Genomic DNA, 17,489 nt, shown 5'->3' with positions numbered 1-17,489 from the left:
TTACTGCATACCAGAGGTTAAAGTAGTTAAAAAATTTAATGAAATACCATTTAAAACAGGAAGAGCAAAGCTTCAATGTATAACATCGAAGCTTTGTTTTTTTAGATAATTATTTCTGGTTAGGATTCATTAAAAAAAGCGAGCATAATTCCTCTGGCGGAAGAGGAAAATATGACACGCCTTTCAACTTCTGACTATTTCTTGAAACGTGGTCAGTGAAATTATACAGGTGGTGGAAGTTTGTGCTTAGAACCAGCTATCCCAGCTATGACCTTTACGACGTCTACGTCGTCGGTTATCGTCCTCAGCTCCAGCTACTAAATCATCAAGCAGACAGCGGTTAACGGCACGGCAAAAGTCATCACTATCAATAAAAGATTTGACTGGTACTCGGAAGTTGTCATCACTAATACCTGCTACGTTATTTCTTTTTCTTCGACGGTTGGAAGCACCTGCAACATTGTTATCTCCGCAGCATCCCATATGAAACACCTCCTTACCTTATAGATTACTTTATAATATGAAAGTTCTAGTAAAATGCTTGGGACAATCTACTATTAATAGATAAAAACATATAATAATAGAATATATAAGGAGGAAGATTGCTCATTAATTTATCTTTTTCAAAGGAAAAGAGAAGCTGCCTTGAAGACAGCTTCTCTTTTATCCATTGATAATAATCCCCCCGTTTACATGAACCATCTGACCTGTCACATAGCTTGAATCCTCACTCGCTAAGTAAACATAGGCTGGAGCAATCTCTCGCGGATGAGCGGGGCGGCCCATAGGGTTGTCTGAACCGAATTCTGCTACTTTTTGTTCGTCAAAGCTTGATACGATAAGAGGCGTCCAAACAGGACCCGGAGCTACGCCATTCACTCGTATTCCTTTTCCGACTAGAGATTTTGATAAGGCTCGGGTAAATGAAGTAATGGCCCCTTTTGTCGCTGTATAGTCAATCAGCTGCTCATTTCCTGCATAAGCTGTAATGGATGATGTATTAATGATGCAGCTGCCTCTTTTTAAGTAAGGAACCACAGCTTTACTCATATAGAAGTAAGAAAAAAAGTTGACTCGGAAAGTTTGTTCCATTTGTTCATTTGTAATACTCATAAAGTCACTCTGAGGAAACTGGACGGCTGCATTATTAATTAATACATCAATTTTTCCGAATTGATTAATTGTTTCTTTTACTGCATCTTCACAAAAGCCTGCATTCCCCACATTCCCACTAATTAACTTGCAAATGCGTCCTTGTTGCTCCACCAATCGTTTAGTAAAAGCAGCATCTTCAAGTTCATCCAGATATAAGATAACAATGTCAGCACCTTCTTTTGCAAAGTATAAACTGACCGATCTTCCGATTCCGCTATCTCCTCCAGTGATTATGACTGTTTTTCCTTTTAGCTTTCCACTGCTTTGATAGTTGGGATCATTGTATTCTGGGAGAGGATTCATCGCATGCTCGTTACCAGGTTGTTTTCTTTGGTGCTGTTTCGGGTTTATTTCTTTCTTATTATTGGACATGTCATCCTCCTTATCATTCAAGTTAATAAAAAGGATGCCCTTACTGGAAAAATTCAGTCATAAAAAAACCAATCATGACAATATTGTCATGATTGGCTTCATTTTCTAAGAATCGAACAATGGGCTGACTGACTCTTCGTCATGTACACGTTTAATCGCTTCGCTTACTAATGGTGCAATAGAAAGCTGAGTTAATTTCTCCATTCGCTTCTCAGGAGGTACAGGAATACTGTTCGTTACAATCAATTCCTTAACAGGGGAAGCTTCAATCTTCTCGATAGCAGGTCCTGATAGAACAGGGTGGGTGCTGCAAGCGTAAACTTCTTTTGCTCCATTTTCAATTAAAGCCTTTGTTCCGCTTTCAATTCTTATACCAGTATCGACGATGTCATCCATTAATATACAAGTTTTGCCGGCTATATCTCCGACAATGTTTATTTCGCCGGCGAAGTTTCCTCTAGGGGCACGCTTATCTATGATGGCGATTCCTGTTTTCAAACGGTCAGCCATTTGACGGGCCCTTTTAACACTGCCGTGATCAGGTGATACGACGACCACATCTTCCAGCTCTTTCTCTAAGAAATGCTTAGATAGAATCGGCATGGCAAGCAGCAAATCTACAGGGATATCAAAAAAGCCTTGTACCTGCGGGGCATGAATATCAATCGAAATAAGTCTAGTTGCTCCAGCACGTTCAATTAAGTCAGCAACCAGTTTTGCAGTAATGGGTTCTCTGGAACGGGCTTTACGATCCTGACGCGCGTAGCCATAATAAGGCATAACCACATTAATTGACTCCGCTGAAGCCCGTCTTAAAGCATCAATCATAATAAGCAGCTCCATAATGTGCTGATTGACGGGTTCGCTTGTGGATTGAATGATGTACACGTCGCAACCTCTGACACTTTCCTCTATATTAATTTGTAATTCTCCATCACTAAATTCTGTTACTGAGCACTTACCTAATTCAATTCCGAGATTGTCGACGATTTCTTCGGCTAGATCTGTGTTGGAATTCAAAGAAAAGATCTTTAATTTAGGGTCAGGACTTACAGTGGACATGTATGGTTCCTCCTTATGTAGGGCGGGTAGATTATTTTATATACCATTATCACAAATTTTCGCTGGATACACAAGAAACCAATGGTTGATAGCTGATCTCTACATGTCTGAATTCAGGGGCTGTAATTTATTTCAATTTAGATTGGAAGAGCTGTCCAAATTTAAAATCGACTAGGGAAAATGGATGATTTACCATACTAATATAATAAATTTCTTGAAAAAGTGTTAGGAAACGCTGGAGAACGGGAAGGCATTAGTTCAGTACAACGAAGACTATGCTGGAGGAATTATATGTTTACGTTAAGTGATATCCCGATGTTTTTTGTGAATTTTTTCTTTATCCTTCCTATGGTGACATTAGTCCATGAAGCGGGTCATGTACTTGTTGCCCGATTGTTCGGAGGAAAGATAAAGTTTTGTATAGGAACAGGCAATACACTTTTTCATTTAGGACCTTTGGAAGTGAAGAAGATGTATTTCATGGAGGGGTGGTGCCAGTATGAAAAGCTTTCGTACAATAAAACCTGGGCTCACGTGGCGATTTATTTAGCTGGAAGTATATTTAACTTGATCGTCATTCTCGCTATGAATTATATGATCTATGCCGATATTATTCCAGCTGATTTATTCTTTTACCAATATGCTTATTTCTCAGTATATTTCATATTCTTTTCACTTTTTCCTTTTAGAAACGAAGAAGGAAAGCCTAGTGATGGGATGGCAATCTATGATGTCATAAGGTATGGAAAAGCGAACGACCCTATAGATTAATTGAAAAAAGCCAGGGCAGCTGCCCTGGCTTTTTCATGCTTATTTACAGAGAGCAGCACCTACAATAATCAAAAGGATGAACAAAACAACGATCAAAGCGAAGTTGTTTCCACCTCTTCTGCAGCCATATCCACCATATCCGCCGTACGGACTGTTGTTACCGCCTAAACCACAACCATATCCCATAAACTCACCACCTTTATCTCATTACGATAACTTATGGAAATTCGGCTGAAGTGGAAAGGCGAATGACTATTTTAAAGAAATTTGCTGGTTATATGCACAGATAAAATCAGCATATATTTTATTTTGCTGATTATATTTAATTTCAATAATTACATTAGCTTACATGAGGAGGGAGACATTGAAACAAGATACGCTCACTAATGGATTTTGTGAAGGCTTCTGGAACTGTATATCCCCTGCTGACTGGTTAAGCAACCTTTTGACATTTTTAGCTATAGCGATCCCTGTATTCGTCACATTAGTGTTTGAAAAGAATAAAGCTAAAAAAGAAACCATTAGAAGGATTGCTGAGGAAAGAAAGCCTCTGAAAAGAGAATTAGTCATAAACAAACAAATGATTGAACAGCTGCTAATGAACTTCAGCAAAGCAGTGAATGAAAGTGTAAATGGCGAGAAGCTAGCTGAAATCATAAAAGAAAATACAGAATACCTTGAAAATATTAGAAGTGTTTTGCTTGCGCATTCCATTATAAGAGTAGATGAGATTGATAGAATGAGAATGTTTTTTGGTGCGCTCGAAACTTTGAACAATAAGTTCAAGTTCAAACACATTCCAGAAACGAACATCCCGCTTAGTCGTATTTATCAAGAAAGGGAAATGGAAGAATTTTTACAAGATTGTTATAAGGCATGGTATAATATAAAAAGAGATTACGGAATTAAACGATAGCTTAAGTTTAGAATGATTGTCTGCAATAAATGAATACTATTGAAATGCTTTTAAGACATTATTCTGCATAAGAACCGGACCTCATGAAAGTGAGGCTTTTTTATAATAAAAATACCAAAGAGGTGTTGGATTTGACATCTGCAGAGCAACTGTTGAATGGCCGATCTTTTTCACATCATTTTCAACCGATTTATAACTTGGCTACTTGGAGAAAAATAGGTTATGAAGTATTGCTGAGACCGGCATGTTCACTTTCACCTGAGGAAGCGTTCCAATTAGCTGAAGCTGAGGAAAAGCTTTACGAATTAGATACTTTATCTATTCAAAAAGCTGTGGAGTATTATAATAAGGAAGGATATACAAGTAGAAATGGAATGTTATTTATAAATGTTTTTCCTTCAACGATTTCAAATCCACTGTTCTTTTCTTTTATAGAGAAGCTAACTATACAATTCCAACAATCTCAAAACTTGGTTTTAGAATTAAATGAATCAGAAAGAATTGAAGATTACAGTGTCTTAAGCAGGGCATTGCAAAATATCAGGGGACTGGGCATTAAGGTGGCTATTGATGATTTTGGGAAACGATATTCCGATATTGCATCACTTGTTGAGTTGAAACCTGAATATGTAAAACTCGATCGTTATCTCATAAGTAATTTGGAGCAATCTAAAGAAAAGCAATTCATTGTTAATAGCATAAAGAAATATTGTGCGGAATTTCATACAAAACTGATCATCGAAGGAATAGAGCGTCCCAATGAGCTGGCACTGGCAAAATATCTGGGGATTCCTTTAGCTCAAGGGAACGTCCTCTCACCGCCTGAAGATCTTAATCAATATTGAATTTAAAAAAAGTCAGGACGAATGACGTCCTGACTAAGATTGGTGAGAATTTATAGGATTGAAGAAAGGAATGGATCTTTCATTCACTATTAATGTTTATAATAGGCTGTACCAACAATAACTAACAAGATGAACAAAACAACGATCAACGCAAAGCCGCCGCCTTTGTAACCGCCGTAGTTGTTTCCGCAGAAACCACCGAATCCGCCATAATAGCTCATAATTTCACCACCTTTTGTTCGATACTATACTATATGGCTTATATAGCTGAGATGGAAAGGCTATCGACTAACCAGGTTCTTATTAAGGCATGTTGGAATCTTTTCATTCCCAAAACACACCTTCTATACATATGATGAAGTAGACGTTTGTTATGGGAGGAGATTCAGTTAATGTATTATGCGTATCATCCTCAATTGTATTATTGTCCAGCGTGCGGATCTCGTCGGGCTTATGAAGAAATTGACTCTAATCTTTTTCAACATTCCGCAAATGAAATGAAAAAACTGTTGATTGATGTTGAAAAGGTGATTGAAAAGCTGGCTTCATCTCAAAATTTGTCGGAAAAAATTATGAATGCAGCTCAACACTCTGATATGGGAGAAGTGGAGCGATTAATCTATTCTATCGGAATTACTTCTAAATTATCCATAAGCTACAATCCTGAAAGTTTACATTTAGAATTTAACTCACCACACAACTCCGATAATTCGGAGGAGTGCTGTAAATTGATTTTGGCGTTTCGCTGGAGGTAGCTGTTGTAATGTCCTGCTTCACTTTATGTGAGGCAGGATATTTTTGTTCGATAAGTATATCAATTAAGGGATTTGATCGTAAAATGTGCATAAAAATTCCATAGAGAAAGACTGCATTGAGACTGAGCCTTAAAATAAAGACCAGATCTTCTCTATACGAAGGCTTCAACTATTCTGCCACAGCGTTGATTAGCTTTTCGTGAAGTATCACCAATGAAGTTTAACCTAACAAAAATAAAAAACGCACTCAATAAGATGAGTGCGTTAATTAAAGAACTATTCATAGAACCAAAGAGGATCTTCATTGTCCACGAAGCCATTATAATTGATAAGGACCTCTTCTCCAGCTTTAATATCCCGATAGGCATAAAAATCGAAAGTGTCGTTCTCAAAATTTATTTTATAATTGGCATTAGGCTCGTATGAATGGTTAAACATCATGCCATAACCTAATACAAAAGCCGAATGGTTCTCACCATATTCGAAAGCATAGTCGGCTAAACGAGTTTTCTCTATGAAGTCATGCTCTTCATTAGGATAAGGAATGACCGGAGCCTGGTGTATTAGTTCGCTTTTAGCTATATCTCTTGTAGCAAACACACCACGATTCAACTCTTCATCAGGTAGAGTAGACGTTTTTATTTCAATCATTTTTATCACCTGCTCTTTCTATGTTAAGTCTGACAGGAGAGCAAGCGAAACGCAACTTTTTTACTATTCTGTTAAATAAGAGATTTTCACTCCAAAGCAGTCTTAAGGATGGATGAACACAGGAGTTCCAACAGGTATTGTTCTAGCTAACTCTTCTACATCATTATTGTACATGCGTATGCAACCTTTCGATACAGCTTTACCTATAGAACTGGGATCATTAGTTCCGTGAATACCATAATATTGTTTTGAGAGGCTCATCCACATTGTTCCATATGGACCTCCAGGGTTTGGAGCTTTATTAATGATAATGAATTCTCCGGTCGGTGTGTTATTTAAAATACTGCCTACTGCAATTGGGTACTGTTTCTGTAATACGCCGTCCTTAAGAAGGTTAAGGTGTCTTCCGCTTAAAGATACCCCGATTTGGTAAGGGATTGAACTAGCAGGTGGAATCCCAGGAATCTCGATGGACTGCCCAGGATAGATAAGGTTAGGGTTGATTCCTGGGTTGGCAGCTAAAATAGTGGATAAGGGTGTGCGGTAATCACGAGAAATTTGTGAAAGTGTTTCGCCAGGTTTTACTATATGAAACAGTTAAAGCACCTCCATAATGTTTTTATACATTGTATGTAGGCTTTTAAGGGTTTTTCATCAAATTGCAGGAAACTGAACTGACTCCTGCAAATGAATGGGGTGGAAAAATTTCCTACTGTAATTAAATGTAATAAAATTCCTAAGGGAGAATCATGGTAAAGCTAAGGGAGAAAAGCAAGCTTATCGCTGGGTCGCCTATTTAAGGGAGTAAAGGGGGAAGGTTTAAATTTGAAGGGGTGAATAGACAAACAAATTGTTGAAAAATTAATTTGCTTGTCTATTCAAGAGATCATCAAGCTGCTGACTGCAGCGCACCGTTCTTACATCTGTCAGCCCGTACCTTGTACCTAATTCGATCATTTCCCTCTTCTTAATCAATATAGCCTTAGACAACTTATATTTTGGTGGTTCGATCACTTTATTCACAAATTTTCCTCCTCGGTTATTAAAAAGAATGTTAACAAACAACGAAATTAATTATGCCTATTATTCAAAATGAATTCAATAGCTTCGTCAAAACTTTTCATAAAAAGACACAGATAATTAATAATCTTTATCGTTCCTATTGTTAGTCGACAACCTCGCTGTTTAAAGGACTTCAATTGTATAAAAAGCTAATACGTAAAGTTCCTTATTGGAGATCTGATTGCTTCTTTAAAGTATTTAAGAAAATTTGATTTATGAAGTGCTAAGTCTTTAAAAATTTAAAGGTTGCGAGTACAATGAATACTAATATCTGAGACTCTATTCTACATACTTTTTCACAGAATAGGAATTTATAATCCAGGAGAAGGAGACTTAAACATGGCAAAGCAAAGACTTGAAATTGTAAAAAATAATCAGCAGAAACCTAAGCCTGAATCGGACCAAATTCCTTTTGGAAGTGTATTCACCGATCATATGTTTGTAATGGACTATGATTCAGAAAAAGGCTGGTACGACCCTAGAATCGTTCCTTACGAACCATTAACCTTGGACCCGGCTGCTATGATCTTTCATTATGGTCAAACAGTATTCGAAGGTTTAAAAGCATACCGAGGAGAAGGAGATCGTATTCTTCTGTTCAGACCTGAACAGAACTTCGCTCGGTTGAATCGTTCAAGTGAGCGCCTTAGTATTCCGCCTATCAACGAAGAAGAACTGATGGACCACTTAAGAGAGTTGATCAGTCTGGAAAAAGACTGGGTACCGGAAACGAAGGGCACTTCCCTTTATATCCGCCCGTTCATCATTGCCACAGAACCAAACTTGGCCGTAGCTCCTTCAAAAACTTATAAATTGATGATCATCCTTTCTCCGGTAGGTTCCTATTTCACAGGGGGACTGCGTCCCGTTACAATTAATGTCGAGGATCAATTCACTCGTGCAGTAAAAGGTGGAACGGGAATGGCCAAAACGGCCGGCAACTATTCAGCAGCTTATCAAGCACAAGCTAAGGCTTCTCAAGAGGGAGGGGCTGAAGTTCTGTGGCTGGATGGCGTTGAAAAACGGTTTATCGAAGAAGTCGGCAGTATGAACATATTCTTCAAAATCAATGGAGAAGTCATTACCCCTGAACTGAGCGGCAGTATTTTAAAAGGGATTACCCGGATGTCGATCATTGAACTGTTAAATGATTGGGGTTTCCATGTTACCGAAAGAAAAATTTCGATAGATGAGCTGTATCAAGCATACGAAGAAGGGACAGTTGAAGAAGTTTTCGGAACGGGGACGGCAGCAGTGATTTCTCCAGTTGGAGAGTTCAACTGGCTAGGGAAAAAGATGGTGATCAACGATCATCAAATTGGTGATTTATCTCAAAAGCTTTATGATACGATTACAGGTATTCAAAGAGGAGAAGTAACAGATTCCTATGAATGGACTGTAGAAGTCATTTAAATTTATAAAACGGAAGAAGTTAAAAGCACATCTATTATAAAAGGATGTGCTTTTTTATTGAAATGAGTAGGTAAAAAGTTGTAATAACACTTATAAACTATATGTTAAATAGTAACCCAATTATGTAAAAAGATATTAAATATAGTACATTATGGTGAAAAAATAATCCGCACGGGTTATAGGAAAATTATACTATTATATTGTATTGTATATCTAAGGAGTAAATAGAAGCATAAAGGGGAAAGAAATGAAGCTTATCCAATCCATAAAATTAAGTGAAGAAGAAATTCAAGACTTGATGATTGCAATTAATCATACAATTGATACCTCTTCCACCATTCATCCAGAGCGTTTGACTCGTATAAAAAAAATCAAAGAGTTCTTCCGTTCAATTTCCTCGGAAAAGGAATTACCTGAAGAGCAACTAATTAAAAAAAAACACTTACGCCAAGGGAATTACAGATTTTCTATTTGCTCATTAAAGGTATGTCTTATACTAAGATAGCAAAAAACTTACATATATCAGAGCATACTGTTAAAGTGCACATAAGGAATATATATAGTAAATTGAAAGTGAAAAGCAAAGTGGAACTAATTCTTAAATACAGTGAAAATTAACTGAATATTCAATTTCCGATAATGGCAAACCTGTTGAAAAACAGGGACGCAAAACCACGGGTCTAAGGTATGGATATATATACTATGACAGCCGGCTTTCGAAGGAGTGAGAATTAAATAACCTCATTTTCTTGAGGTTATTTTTTTATAAAAATATGGTTTTCAGAGATATGTGGGGAGTAGAACCATGATAAAATCCCTAATATCTTGAAATCGAGCCATATGCTCTACTATCAAAGAGGCAATATATGAAAGAAAACTACAAGGCTGAGGCAGGAACAAATAGGCATAACATTACCATTTTTAAATTCGAAACTCCTCATCCCCTGACAGTCGTACAGCGGGGGTATCTAGACCTAGTCACTTTTATACGTTCCACAGGAAGCTTTACCAGCGGTTTTAAATAAATTTTAAGTAAAAGAGGTGGTTCGAATTCTTGATACGACCCTTGTTAAAAGTAAGATTTTTCATCATTTTCAACCTATATATGATATAACGAGCTGGAAGAGAATCGGATTTGAAGTTTTGCTTAGATCAAAGGAAATTAAGAGCCCAGAGGAAACGTTTGAAACTGCTAGAAAAGAAAAAAAACTATACGATTTAGACACGTTGTCCATCTATGAAGCTTTATCATCTTACACAGCAAATGGATTTGCAGGAAAAGGCATGTTGTTTCTTAATGTGTTTCCGTCCACCATCGTTCATAAAAATTTCATGGATTTTATTCAAAAAATAGCACTCTCCTACCCAGAACCACATAATTTGATACTTGAAGTCAGTGAAGCAGAAAGTATCAGCAATATCAAAGTGCTTGCTGAAGTCGTTCGTCAAATTAAACAAACAGGAATTAAAGTAGCTTTTGATGATATCGGTAAAGGATTCTCGGATATAGAGTCTATAATCGAAAGCAAGCCGGATTACATTAAGCTGGATAAATATTTTACGCGCGATTTAGACACTTCTAAAGAAAAACAGTTGTTTGTGGAATTCATCATTCATTATTGTGAGCAATTAGATATGAAATTAGTAATTGAAGGAATTGAAAAGCCGACTGAGTTAGCTATTGTGAAATATTTGGGGGGCACACTTGCTCAGGGCTATGCGCTTGGCTACCCAGAGCATTTAAAAAATTTGAAATAACGAGGTGATGTGATGACACTTCTAGTAGTTTACTTCATCGTGATCAATTTGTTGCTGACAGGGCTTATCATCTATTTGCAAAAGCAGTCAAAAACTGAAAGAAAAAGAATCTATAGTTTACTTGATGAAGAGAGAAATAAATTGAAGAAGAAACATTCAGAGGACAAGAACCGCAGAGGGAACTTCCGTTTAACCTTAAATAGGAAAGATTGTACATTAGTATTAAAGGAGTCTACTCATGATAATATGGAAAAGCTCAAGGAGAGGTCTTTAAAAGGTTACATTGAAAACATCAGTGCTTCAGGGGTGAAATTCGTCTGCCGCTATGATCTTCCGGTAAAATTCAACTTCAAGGTGACAGCCGTATTTGAATTGAGAGGTGAAGAATTCTCCTTAAATGCGGATATAGTAAGGAAAGAGGAGCATACCAACCATAAACTGATGATTTATGGCCTGAAGTTCGTCGGGATGGCGGCAAAAGATCAAGAAAGACTTAGTATCATATTGCATAGAATTGAGTCGGAAAATAGAAAAAGAATTTCCTGAGCGAGAAATAACGTGAAAATGATTGAAACGCCTTTCACTTTTTGGTGGGACCGGCATATCCTAAGATAATAAGCACAGAACCTGTCAAAAGACGTTCTGCGCTTATTTTTTGTAAGCTAGTTGTCTTATTGCTATTCCAGACGCAATAATCGAATTCAGGTCTCAGCTGTTTTTAATAGAGTAAATCAAATGGATAATCTTTTTTAAATATTGATACGATAAGTATGCTATCCCAATAACTAGAAGGATCCCGAGGCTGAACCAGAAATAGCTTAAAAAATCGGGCATAAACAGAGTGAATAACGTAAAAATGACAGCACCGATCATAAAGAAAGTAATTAATCGAATGACCATAATCATCCCTCCGAAAGTGAATAGATATCATCAGTATAAAATAGTGCACCTCTCACTTACAATCGTTCTTTTCACCCAGTAAATGTAAGGGGTGTAAAGTTAGTATTAATTTTTTGAGGAACTGAAGATAAATTATTGCCATTTAGATAGGATGTATAGTATATTGTTGACTTATAAAATAAAATCGACCCATAAACCTTTATGTAGTTGACACTTAGTCAGTGATGGTCATTAAGATTGTGAGGAATTGACTATGGATATACCTTTGCAGGAACCTGTCATCATATTCGGATTAGCTGTTCTGATGTTTTTATTCTTCCCTATTCTAATGGGAAAGCTGAGAATCCCAGCCATTATCGGTCCGATTGTAGCCGGTATTATTATTGGGCCTAATGGGTTGAACCTGCTCGCTAGAGACTCGACCATTGAGCTTCTTGGGACTGTGGGATTACTATTTATTATTTTTATTGCAGGGTTAGAATTAGATATTGACGGATTTAAGAAATACAGGAAACGCAGCGTAGTTTTCGGAGTACTATCTTTCTGTATACCATTGGTCTTGGGAACGGCCGTTGGGGTGTATCTTGGCTTCAGCATCCCTGCTTCGATCTTGTTAGGGTCCATTGTCGGTTCGCACACTCTTTTAGGATATCCGATTGTAAGCCGGCTTGGGGTCACGAAAAATAAAGCGGTGACTACGGCTATCGGCGGGACTTTATTAACAGACACACTTGCAATGCTGGTGCTAGCAGTTATTACTGGTGCGGCAGAAGGGGAATTATCTGTCGGCTTTTGGGCTCAGCTTATCATTGCAACGACGTTGTTTGCTCTTGGAGTCTTAGTCCTTACCCCTTATCTGTCCAAATGGTTTTTCAAAAACTCGAACAATGATGGAGCCACTGAATTCAACTTTGTGATGGCCGTTCTGTTTGTAGCAGGAAGTATTGCCTTATTTGCAGGACTGCAGCCTATTATTGGAGCCTTCCTTGCAGGTCTGGCCCTGAACCGCTACATTTATGATCATGGTCCGCTGATGAACCGGATAAGGTTTACTGCAAATGCTTTGTTTATCCCGTTCTTCTTATTGTCTGTCGGAATGTTGATGGACTTAAGTGTGTTAATATCCAGTCCAGAAGCATGGGTAGTCACAGGATTGATTCTGTTCGCTGTAATATTCGGTAAAGCTTTAGCTGGATGGATTACAAGTAAGGTATATGGCTATACAGTAAAAGAGCGCAAATTGATTTTCGGCTTATCGATCTCTCAAGCCGCCGCAACACTCGCGTCTACACTTGTAGGTTTTGAAATTGGTCTCTTAAATCAACAGACGGTCAACGCTGTCATTGTGATGATTTTACTGACTTGTATCTTAGGCCCGTATTTTTCCGAAAAATACGCTCGAAAATTAGCTACCAGACAAGAGCAAAGCCCTCAGGATGAAACGATGCCCGAGCGGATTCTCATCCCACTTGCGAACCCAGGAACAATGGAGTCCTTAATGGATTTAGGATTCATATTGAAGAAGGCAAAAGGAACAGAGGAGCCGCTTTACCCATTGAGCGTAGTCCAAAAAGACTTGAAAAAGGCTACAGCAGAGGTGGCTCATGCTGAGCGGATGCTTGGTCACTCGGTCATATACGCTTCAGGTGCAGATGTTCCTGTGAAACTATTGACTCGAGTCGATCGGAACATTGGTCTTGGCATAGAGAGGGCAGTCGCTGAAGAACGAATTACTACGATCATTGCAGGCTGGAACGGTCAAAAAGTAGGAAGCCAGAAGATTTTTGGCGGAATTATTGATAACTTTTTAGAACATACCTACCAACGGTCTTTGATCACTAAAATTCAGCACCCTTTAAATATGACAGAACGGATCATTATGATCATACCTAATAATGTTGCTTTTAAACCAGGATTCGACGACTCAATCTCTATCATTAAAGATATCGCAGTCCAGCTGAATGCATCATTAAAAGGATATGTAGTAAAGGATAATTTGGACACGTACCAAAGTGTTTCTGACCGAATCCGTCCCGGGATTCAAATTGATTTATGTTCTGCTGAAAGCTGGGAATCACTATATGAAGAAAATCTGCAGGATATTAAAAACAACGACCTGGTTATTCTTGTCAGTGCACGCCGGGGAACGGTAGCCTGGCATCCTGAGTTAGAACGACTGCCTAAGATACTTGCGGATATGAGCCGCGGCAGTCTGATCGTGTTTTATCCTACAGAAATGAAAGAAGCAGATATTCGTGGCACCCGCGGGACTGAGCTGCCAAAAGAAGTATTATTTAGAAGTGATTATAACGACTGAAAAAATGCCGGTTTGAGAAAACCGGCATTTTTTATTTTACTTTGTTAAACCTCGTTGTTGAATTTTCAGAAGTGAATTATTATATGAGACAGCATATTGTTGAAGAATCGATTGGTTAGTGGGATTGAGGTGGCGGGGAATGGCTCACATCTCCCTGTATGCAAAGTATCTAAACTGAGTATTCAACGGAGCTTATAAGAATATCAACACCCAAATTTAACAAAGCCATTATTTTATATAACCCTTGAAGTGTTTGAAGTTAAGTTTCCCTAAGTTTATGGTATTATAAGATTAAACCTTCATTTAATTACACGTTTTGCTATTCATTTCCTCTGCATTGCTCAATGATTCACGCATAAGACTTCTTTTCGGTTCTATTACATAGAAGGATCTCCTTTGTATAACGCACAGACTACACATGTACAAACACTACAAGCAATATTTAAACGATTGATATCGCCGAGAACACTTCGTTTTCCTCTGCGCGGAGAGATAACTGCCTACTTAATCTATGTTCCCTCTGAATGAAATAGTACGCACCCATATATTCCGGTACATGAAGCTATTTAAGAACTTTAATTCAATAAAAGGAGACTCTCATATTTATGCTTTTTGAATCATTTGGAACAGATTCCTTTTTACTTATTACAGCTTTATTGTTTTTCAGCGGAATCTTAGTAGCAAGGTTTTCTAGTCGCTGGGGGATACCATCGCTAGTGCTTTTTATCTTGGTAGGTATGCTCGTAGGAAGTGATGGATTAGGTTTAATTTATTTTGATGATGCCCGGGTTGCTCAAATTATAGGTGTGTTTTCTTTAGTGATCATCCTGTTTGAGGGTGGGTTACATACTAAATGGTCAACCGTACGATCTGTGGCTGGACCGTCCTTATCTTTAGCAACGTTAGGTGTCTTAATTACCTCTTGTATAGTCGGCTTTGCGGCATATTTCATATTGGACATCAGGTTGGTTGAAGGCCTTTTATTCGGTGCTATTGTTGGTTCAACGGATGCGGCTGCAGTTTTTGCAGCATTAAAAGAACGGAATATCAAAGCAAAAATGGGTGCAACATTAGAAGCGGAATCGGGAACAAACGACCCGATGGCTGTATTTTTGACGTTATCCCTCATTGAATTGATCATTATGGAAGATAGCAGCATTTTCATGATGATCCCAACGTTTTTTATTCAAATGGGTTTAGGCTTAATTCTTGGTGTTGCGTTCGGCAAATTAGCCTCTTTCTCCATCAATCATATAAAATTGGACTCAAGTGCTCTTTATCCGATTTTTTCCGTTGCTTTTGCTTTAATAACGTATAGTGTTACATCATTTGCCGGAGGAAGCGGTTTTCTGGCTGTTTACGTTGCTGCACTTGTTATAGGCAACTCTGAGTTAACATACCGTTATTCCATTTTTCAATTCAATGAAGGATTTGCCTGGATGGCTCAAATTCTTATGTTTATTATTCTCGGGTTATTGGTGTTTCCTGGACAGTTATTCACATTAGAAATTATGATAAACGGATTTCTTTTATCAGCTATCCTAATAATCATCGCCAGACCGGCCGCTGTATTTGTATCTACGATTAAAATGAAATACAGCTTAAAGGAGAAAACTTTTCTTTCTTGGGCAGGACTTCGTGGCGCCGTGCCGATCGTGCTTGCTACGTTCCCTATTGTAGAGGGTCTTGATAATAGCCAGACGCTTTTCAATATTGTATTTTTCGTAGTACTTACTTCGACTTTAGTGCAAGGTTCCACCATTTCCTATGCAGCGAATTTACTCGATCTCGTTGGGCCGAAAAAAGATGTCCCTCACCACTCCATAGAGTTGATATCAATGGGGAAAGCGTCTGCAGAAATGATTCAATATCAAACGAATCGCGAATCAGCTATCGTAGGTAAAAAGCTCCGTGACGTATCATTTCCAAACCGTGCAAATATCAGTGCGATTATCCGAAATAACCAAGTAGTCACCCCTTATGGCGAAACTGAGATTAAAGATGGCGATTTTCTATATATATTAGTAGAAGCTAAATATAAAGAACAACTTAAAAAAATATTAGAGCAAAAAACGATTCATGAAGATGGATCGTGACTAGAAAAGTGCAGGGCACCTTAATTGGGTGTCCTGCACTTTTTAATATTTTATTGTATGAAAAAAACCTATACACAAAAGCTATGGATAACGAAAGGAAGTGATTGCGATGTCAAAAAAAGATAAGAAAGTGAGTCGACAGTTCAAGGAAAATAATAATCATGGAGAGACTAGAAACGGACGGCTCAGTCAATTCAAAAACCATAACAGTGAGCCTGGAACTCAGCCGAATGAATTTTTCAGCAAAAAGGAAGAAGAATAAATTCAGCCTATCCACCCGCATTTTCACTAACAGCATCCGATTATGTAATATGTGGTATATTTCTTAATTTCTCAACCTATACTGTCTAAATAAACATCTAAAGTAAAGGAGAGATATAAGTGGATAGGGAATGGCTGCATGAACAAGTAAAAAGTGTAAAAGGGCAAATCTGCTCGGGGACATTAAAATTCAAATGTCGTGATGATTACTTTCTTCAACAATTAGATAAAGTGAGAGAATGTGAGGATGGATTAGTGGATACGAATACTGTGTCCCCGACTTTAATCACATTGATTCAAGCATTAAATAAATGAGAAGCATCCTAATCGGGTGCTTTTTTAGATTTATTTTCATGTATAGGAAGGATTATGTATATATTTGTCGAAATAGTTCGATATAGGGCATAGATATAGGGGGCATTATCATAGGCCGGGACATACAACTTATAGAAATAGAGACCTGGCAAATGTATTGATGCAGTTTAAAACATGTAGTTCGACTGAATATAAATATATTAAAATAAGTCGATGGATGTATAGGTGCTTCACTACCAGGGAGGTGGAAGTTTTGTTTGGAGATGGAGATTCAGATTCTATGAATTATATAGTAGTCCACCTAATCTCTTTAAGTACTTGTACGGTTGTTGCAGGAATGATTGTGGCAGCTGCCTTGCGCGAATTTAAACTTCCAACTGCGGTTTCAGGTTTTATCGCTTCGTTACTATCACTGGTGGTAGCTTATTTATATTACCAGACCTTTTTATAACAAGAGCCTGACTATAGGAAATTGAGAACGAAAGGATAGATTGACAATCGAACCAATAAAAGAACTTTATTTTGGTAAGAAAAAATTAAAAATACACGGGAGATATAGTGTAAGAATCGACAATACGATAGTCATTGAGCCAAGCGATGCCCCAGAGGAGCAGATCGATCAGTATATAGGTGAACAGAAAAAAGCGGACAAAGTGTCTGTTAAATCTTACTATGGCGTACCTCCAAGGGAATTACCAGGACCATATGTTATGAAAAAAAGTCTCGGCTTATTAATCCTGGGGAAAGAATAGTTGCCCAATCCTAGCGTGTAAAGTGCTTTTAAGTACCCCCAATTGACAAAGGGTTTCCCAAGTCGAAACAGCAGGAATTCCTCCTTAA

The 17,489-nt window shown here is 37.9% G+C and carries 24 protein-coding genes and 1 riboswitch; of the genes, 15 read left to right on the top strand and 9 right to left on the bottom strand.

Going from position 1 to position 17,489, the window contains the following annotated elements:
• Positions 1-246: 246 nt before the first annotated feature.
• From LF817_RS11300 to LF817_RS11290, 3 genes are all read right to left on the bottom strand, one after another.
• Positions 247-483 carry a hypothetical protein gene (locus tag LF817_RS11300; protein ID WP_253935923.1) on the bottom strand — a complete coding sequence of 79 codons (237 nt, stop codon included), beginning with the start codon at positions 481-483 and terminating at the stop codon, positions 247-249.
• Between the two features lie 180 nt (positions 484-663).
• Entirely contained in the window at positions 664-1,527 is an 864-nt protein-coding gene (locus LF817_RS11295; protein WP_253935922.1) for an SDR family oxidoreductase, read from the bottom strand.
• Between the two features lie 105 nt (positions 1,528-1,632).
• Positions 1,633-2,589, bottom strand: a complete 957-nt coding sequence (locus LF817_RS11290) for a ribose-phosphate diphosphokinase (protein ID WP_253935921.1) — start codon at positions 2,587-2,589, stop codon at positions 1,633-1,635.
• Between the two features lie 291 nt (positions 2,590-2,880).
• On the opposite strand from LF817_RS11290, the gene LF817_RS11285 reads away from it, so the two are divergent.
• The gene (locus LF817_RS11285; RefSeq protein WP_253935920.1) at positions 2,881-3,360 is read left to right on the top strand and encodes a site-2 protease family protein; all 480 of its coding nucleotides are present in this window, start codon (positions 2,881-2,883) and stop codon (positions 3,358-3,360) included.
• Positions 3,361-3,399: 39 nt separating this feature from the next.
• Here LF817_RS11285 and LF817_RS11280 read toward each other — a convergent pair whose 3' ends face one another.
• Entirely contained in the window at positions 3,400-3,546 is a 147-nt protein-coding gene (locus tag LF817_RS11280; protein ID WP_253935919.1) for a YjcZ family sporulation protein, read from the bottom strand.
• A 178-nt stretch (positions 3,547-3,724) separates the two neighbouring features.
• Between LF817_RS11280 and LF817_RS11275 the strand changes: the two genes are divergently transcribed.
• Positions 3,725-4,276, top strand: coding sequence for a hypothetical protein (locus LF817_RS11275; protein ID WP_253935918.1), 552 nt, complete (start codon positions 3,725-3,727; stop codon positions 4,274-4,276).
• Positions 4,277-4,407: 131 nt separating this feature from the next.
• The gene (locus LF817_RS11270) at positions 4,408-5,121 is read left to right on the top strand and encodes an EAL domain-containing protein (RefSeq protein ID WP_253935917.1); all 714 of its coding nucleotides are present in this window, start codon (positions 4,408-4,410) and stop codon (positions 5,119-5,121) included.
• An 89-nt stretch (positions 5,122-5,210) separates the two neighbouring features.
• Here the strand turns inward: LF817_RS11270 and LF817_RS11265 are convergent, their stop codons facing one another.
• Positions 5,211-5,342: a YjcZ family sporulation protein gene (locus LF817_RS11265; RefSeq protein ID WP_253935916.1), complete on the bottom strand. Its 132-nt coding sequence runs from the start codon at positions 5,340-5,342 to the stop codon at positions 5,211-5,213.
• 171 nt (positions 5,343-5,513) lie between these two features.
• On the opposite strand from LF817_RS11265, the gene LF817_RS11260 reads away from it, so the two are divergent.
• Positions 5,514-5,876: a YuzC family spore coat inner layer protein gene (locus LF817_RS11260; RefSeq protein ID WP_253935915.1), complete on the top strand. Its 363-nt coding sequence runs from the start codon at positions 5,514-5,516 to the stop codon at positions 5,874-5,876.
• A 276-nt stretch (positions 5,877-6,152) separates the two neighbouring features.
• On the opposite strand, the gene LF817_RS11255 is transcribed toward LF817_RS11260, so the two are convergent.
• From LF817_RS11255 to LF817_RS11245, 3 genes are all read right to left on the bottom strand, one after another.
• On the bottom strand, positions 6,153-6,527 hold the full coding sequence (locus tag LF817_RS11255) for an SET domain-containing protein (RefSeq protein WP_253935914.1): 375 nt from the start codon (positions 6,525-6,527) through the stop codon (positions 6,153-6,155).
• A 102-nt stretch (positions 6,528-6,629) separates the two neighbouring features.
• Positions 6,630-7,124: a L,D-transpeptidase family protein gene (locus LF817_RS11250; protein WP_253936014.1), complete on the bottom strand. Its 495-nt coding sequence runs from the start codon at positions 7,122-7,124 to the stop codon at positions 6,630-6,632.
• A gap of 264 nt (positions 7,125-7,388) precedes the next feature.
• The gene (locus tag LF817_RS11245; protein WP_253935913.1) at positions 7,389-7,550 is read right to left on the bottom strand and encodes an aspartyl-phosphate phosphatase Spo0E family protein; all 162 of its coding nucleotides are present in this window, start codon (positions 7,548-7,550) and stop codon (positions 7,389-7,391) included.
• Positions 7,551-7,928: 378 nt separating this feature from the next.
• Here LF817_RS11245 and LF817_RS11240 point away from each other — a divergent pair, with 378 nt between their 5' ends.
• The 5 genes from LF817_RS11240 to LF817_RS11225 all read left to right on the top strand — a co-directional run bounded on the left by LF817_RS11240 (position 7,929) and on the right by LF817_RS11225 (position 11,306).
• Positions 7,929-9,002 carry a branched-chain amino acid aminotransferase gene (locus tag LF817_RS11240; protein WP_253935912.1) on the top strand — a complete coding sequence of 358 codons (1,074 nt, stop codon included), beginning with the start codon at positions 7,929-7,931 and terminating at the stop codon, positions 9,000-9,002.
• 247 nt (positions 9,003-9,249) lie between these two features.
• Positions 9,250-9,507: a hypothetical protein gene (locus LF817_RS11235; RefSeq protein ID WP_253935911.1), complete on the top strand. Its 258-nt coding sequence runs from the start codon at positions 9,250-9,252 to the stop codon at positions 9,505-9,507.
• Positions 9,489-9,620 (top strand): response regulator transcription factor, encoded by a 132-nt coding sequence (locus LF817_RS20410; protein WP_371925043.1) that lies wholly within the window; start codon positions 9,489-9,491, stop codon positions 9,618-9,620. Before LF817_RS11235 ends, LF817_RS20410 begins: the two co-directional genes overlap by 19 nt.
• A 13-nt stretch (positions 9,621-9,633) precedes the next feature.
• Positions 9,634-9,723, top strand: a riboswitch (cyclic di-GMP riboswitch).
• A 320-nt stretch (positions 9,724-10,043) separates the two neighbouring features.
• The gene (locus LF817_RS11230; protein WP_253935910.1) at positions 10,044-10,760 is read left to right on the top strand and encodes an EAL domain-containing protein; all 717 of its coding nucleotides are present in this window, start codon (positions 10,044-10,046) and stop codon (positions 10,758-10,760) included.
• A 12-nt stretch (positions 10,761-10,772) separates the two neighbouring features.
• On the top strand, positions 10,773-11,306 hold the full coding sequence (locus LF817_RS11225) for a PilZ domain-containing protein (protein WP_253935909.1): 534 nt from the start codon (positions 10,773-10,775) through the stop codon (positions 11,304-11,306).
• 162 nt (positions 11,307-11,468) lie between these two features.
• Here the strand turns inward: LF817_RS11225 and LF817_RS11220 are convergent, their stop codons facing one another.
• Positions 11,469-11,660: a hypothetical protein gene (locus LF817_RS11220; protein ID WP_253935908.1), complete on the bottom strand. Its 192-nt coding sequence runs from the start codon at positions 11,658-11,660 to the stop codon at positions 11,469-11,471.
• A 253-nt stretch (positions 11,661-11,913) separates the two neighbouring features.
• Between LF817_RS11220 and LF817_RS11215 the strand changes: the two genes are divergently transcribed.
• The 6 genes from LF817_RS11215 to LF817_RS11190 all read left to right on the top strand — a co-directional run bounded on the left by LF817_RS11215 (position 11,914) and on the right by LF817_RS11190 (position 17,401).
• Complete coding sequence (locus tag LF817_RS11215) at positions 11,914-13,977, top strand: cation:proton antiporter (RefSeq protein WP_253935907.1); 2,064 nt, start codon at positions 11,914-11,916, stop codon at positions 13,975-13,977.
• Positions 13,978-14,582: 605 nt separating this feature from the next.
• Positions 14,583-16,073: a potassium/proton antiporter gene (locus LF817_RS11210; RefSeq protein ID WP_253935906.1), complete on the top strand. Its 1,491-nt coding sequence runs from the start codon at positions 14,583-14,585 to the stop codon at positions 16,071-16,073.
• A 109-nt stretch (positions 16,074-16,182) separates the two neighbouring features.
• Positions 16,183-16,335: a hypothetical protein gene (locus LF817_RS11205; protein ID WP_253935905.1), complete on the top strand. Its 153-nt coding sequence runs from the start codon at positions 16,183-16,185 to the stop codon at positions 16,333-16,335.
• A gap of 119 nt (positions 16,336-16,454) precedes the next feature.
• Positions 16,455-16,649, top strand: a complete 195-nt coding sequence (locus LF817_RS11200; RefSeq protein WP_253935904.1) for a hypothetical protein — start codon at positions 16,455-16,457, stop codon at positions 16,647-16,649.
• Positions 16,650-16,902: 253 nt separating this feature from the next.
• Entirely contained in the window at positions 16,903-17,100 is a 198-nt protein-coding gene (locus LF817_RS11195; RefSeq protein WP_253935903.1) for a hypothetical protein, read from the top strand.
• A 40-nt stretch (positions 17,101-17,140) separates the two neighbouring features.
• Positions 17,141-17,401 carry a hypothetical protein gene (locus tag LF817_RS11190; protein WP_253935902.1) on the top strand — a complete coding sequence of 87 codons (261 nt, stop codon included), beginning with the start codon at positions 17,141-17,143 and terminating at the stop codon, positions 17,399-17,401.
• Positions 17,402-17,489 lie beyond the last annotated feature (88 nt).

This window comes from Halobacillus sp. A1 (genome assembly GCF_024189295.1).
In the GTDB taxonomy this organism is placed as follows: domain Bacteria; phylum Bacillota; class Bacilli; order Bacillales; family Halobacillaceae; genus Halobacillus_A.
The sequence above is the reverse complement of the archived record's forward strand: the minus strand, read 5'-3'. Positions and strand labels throughout refer to the sequence as shown.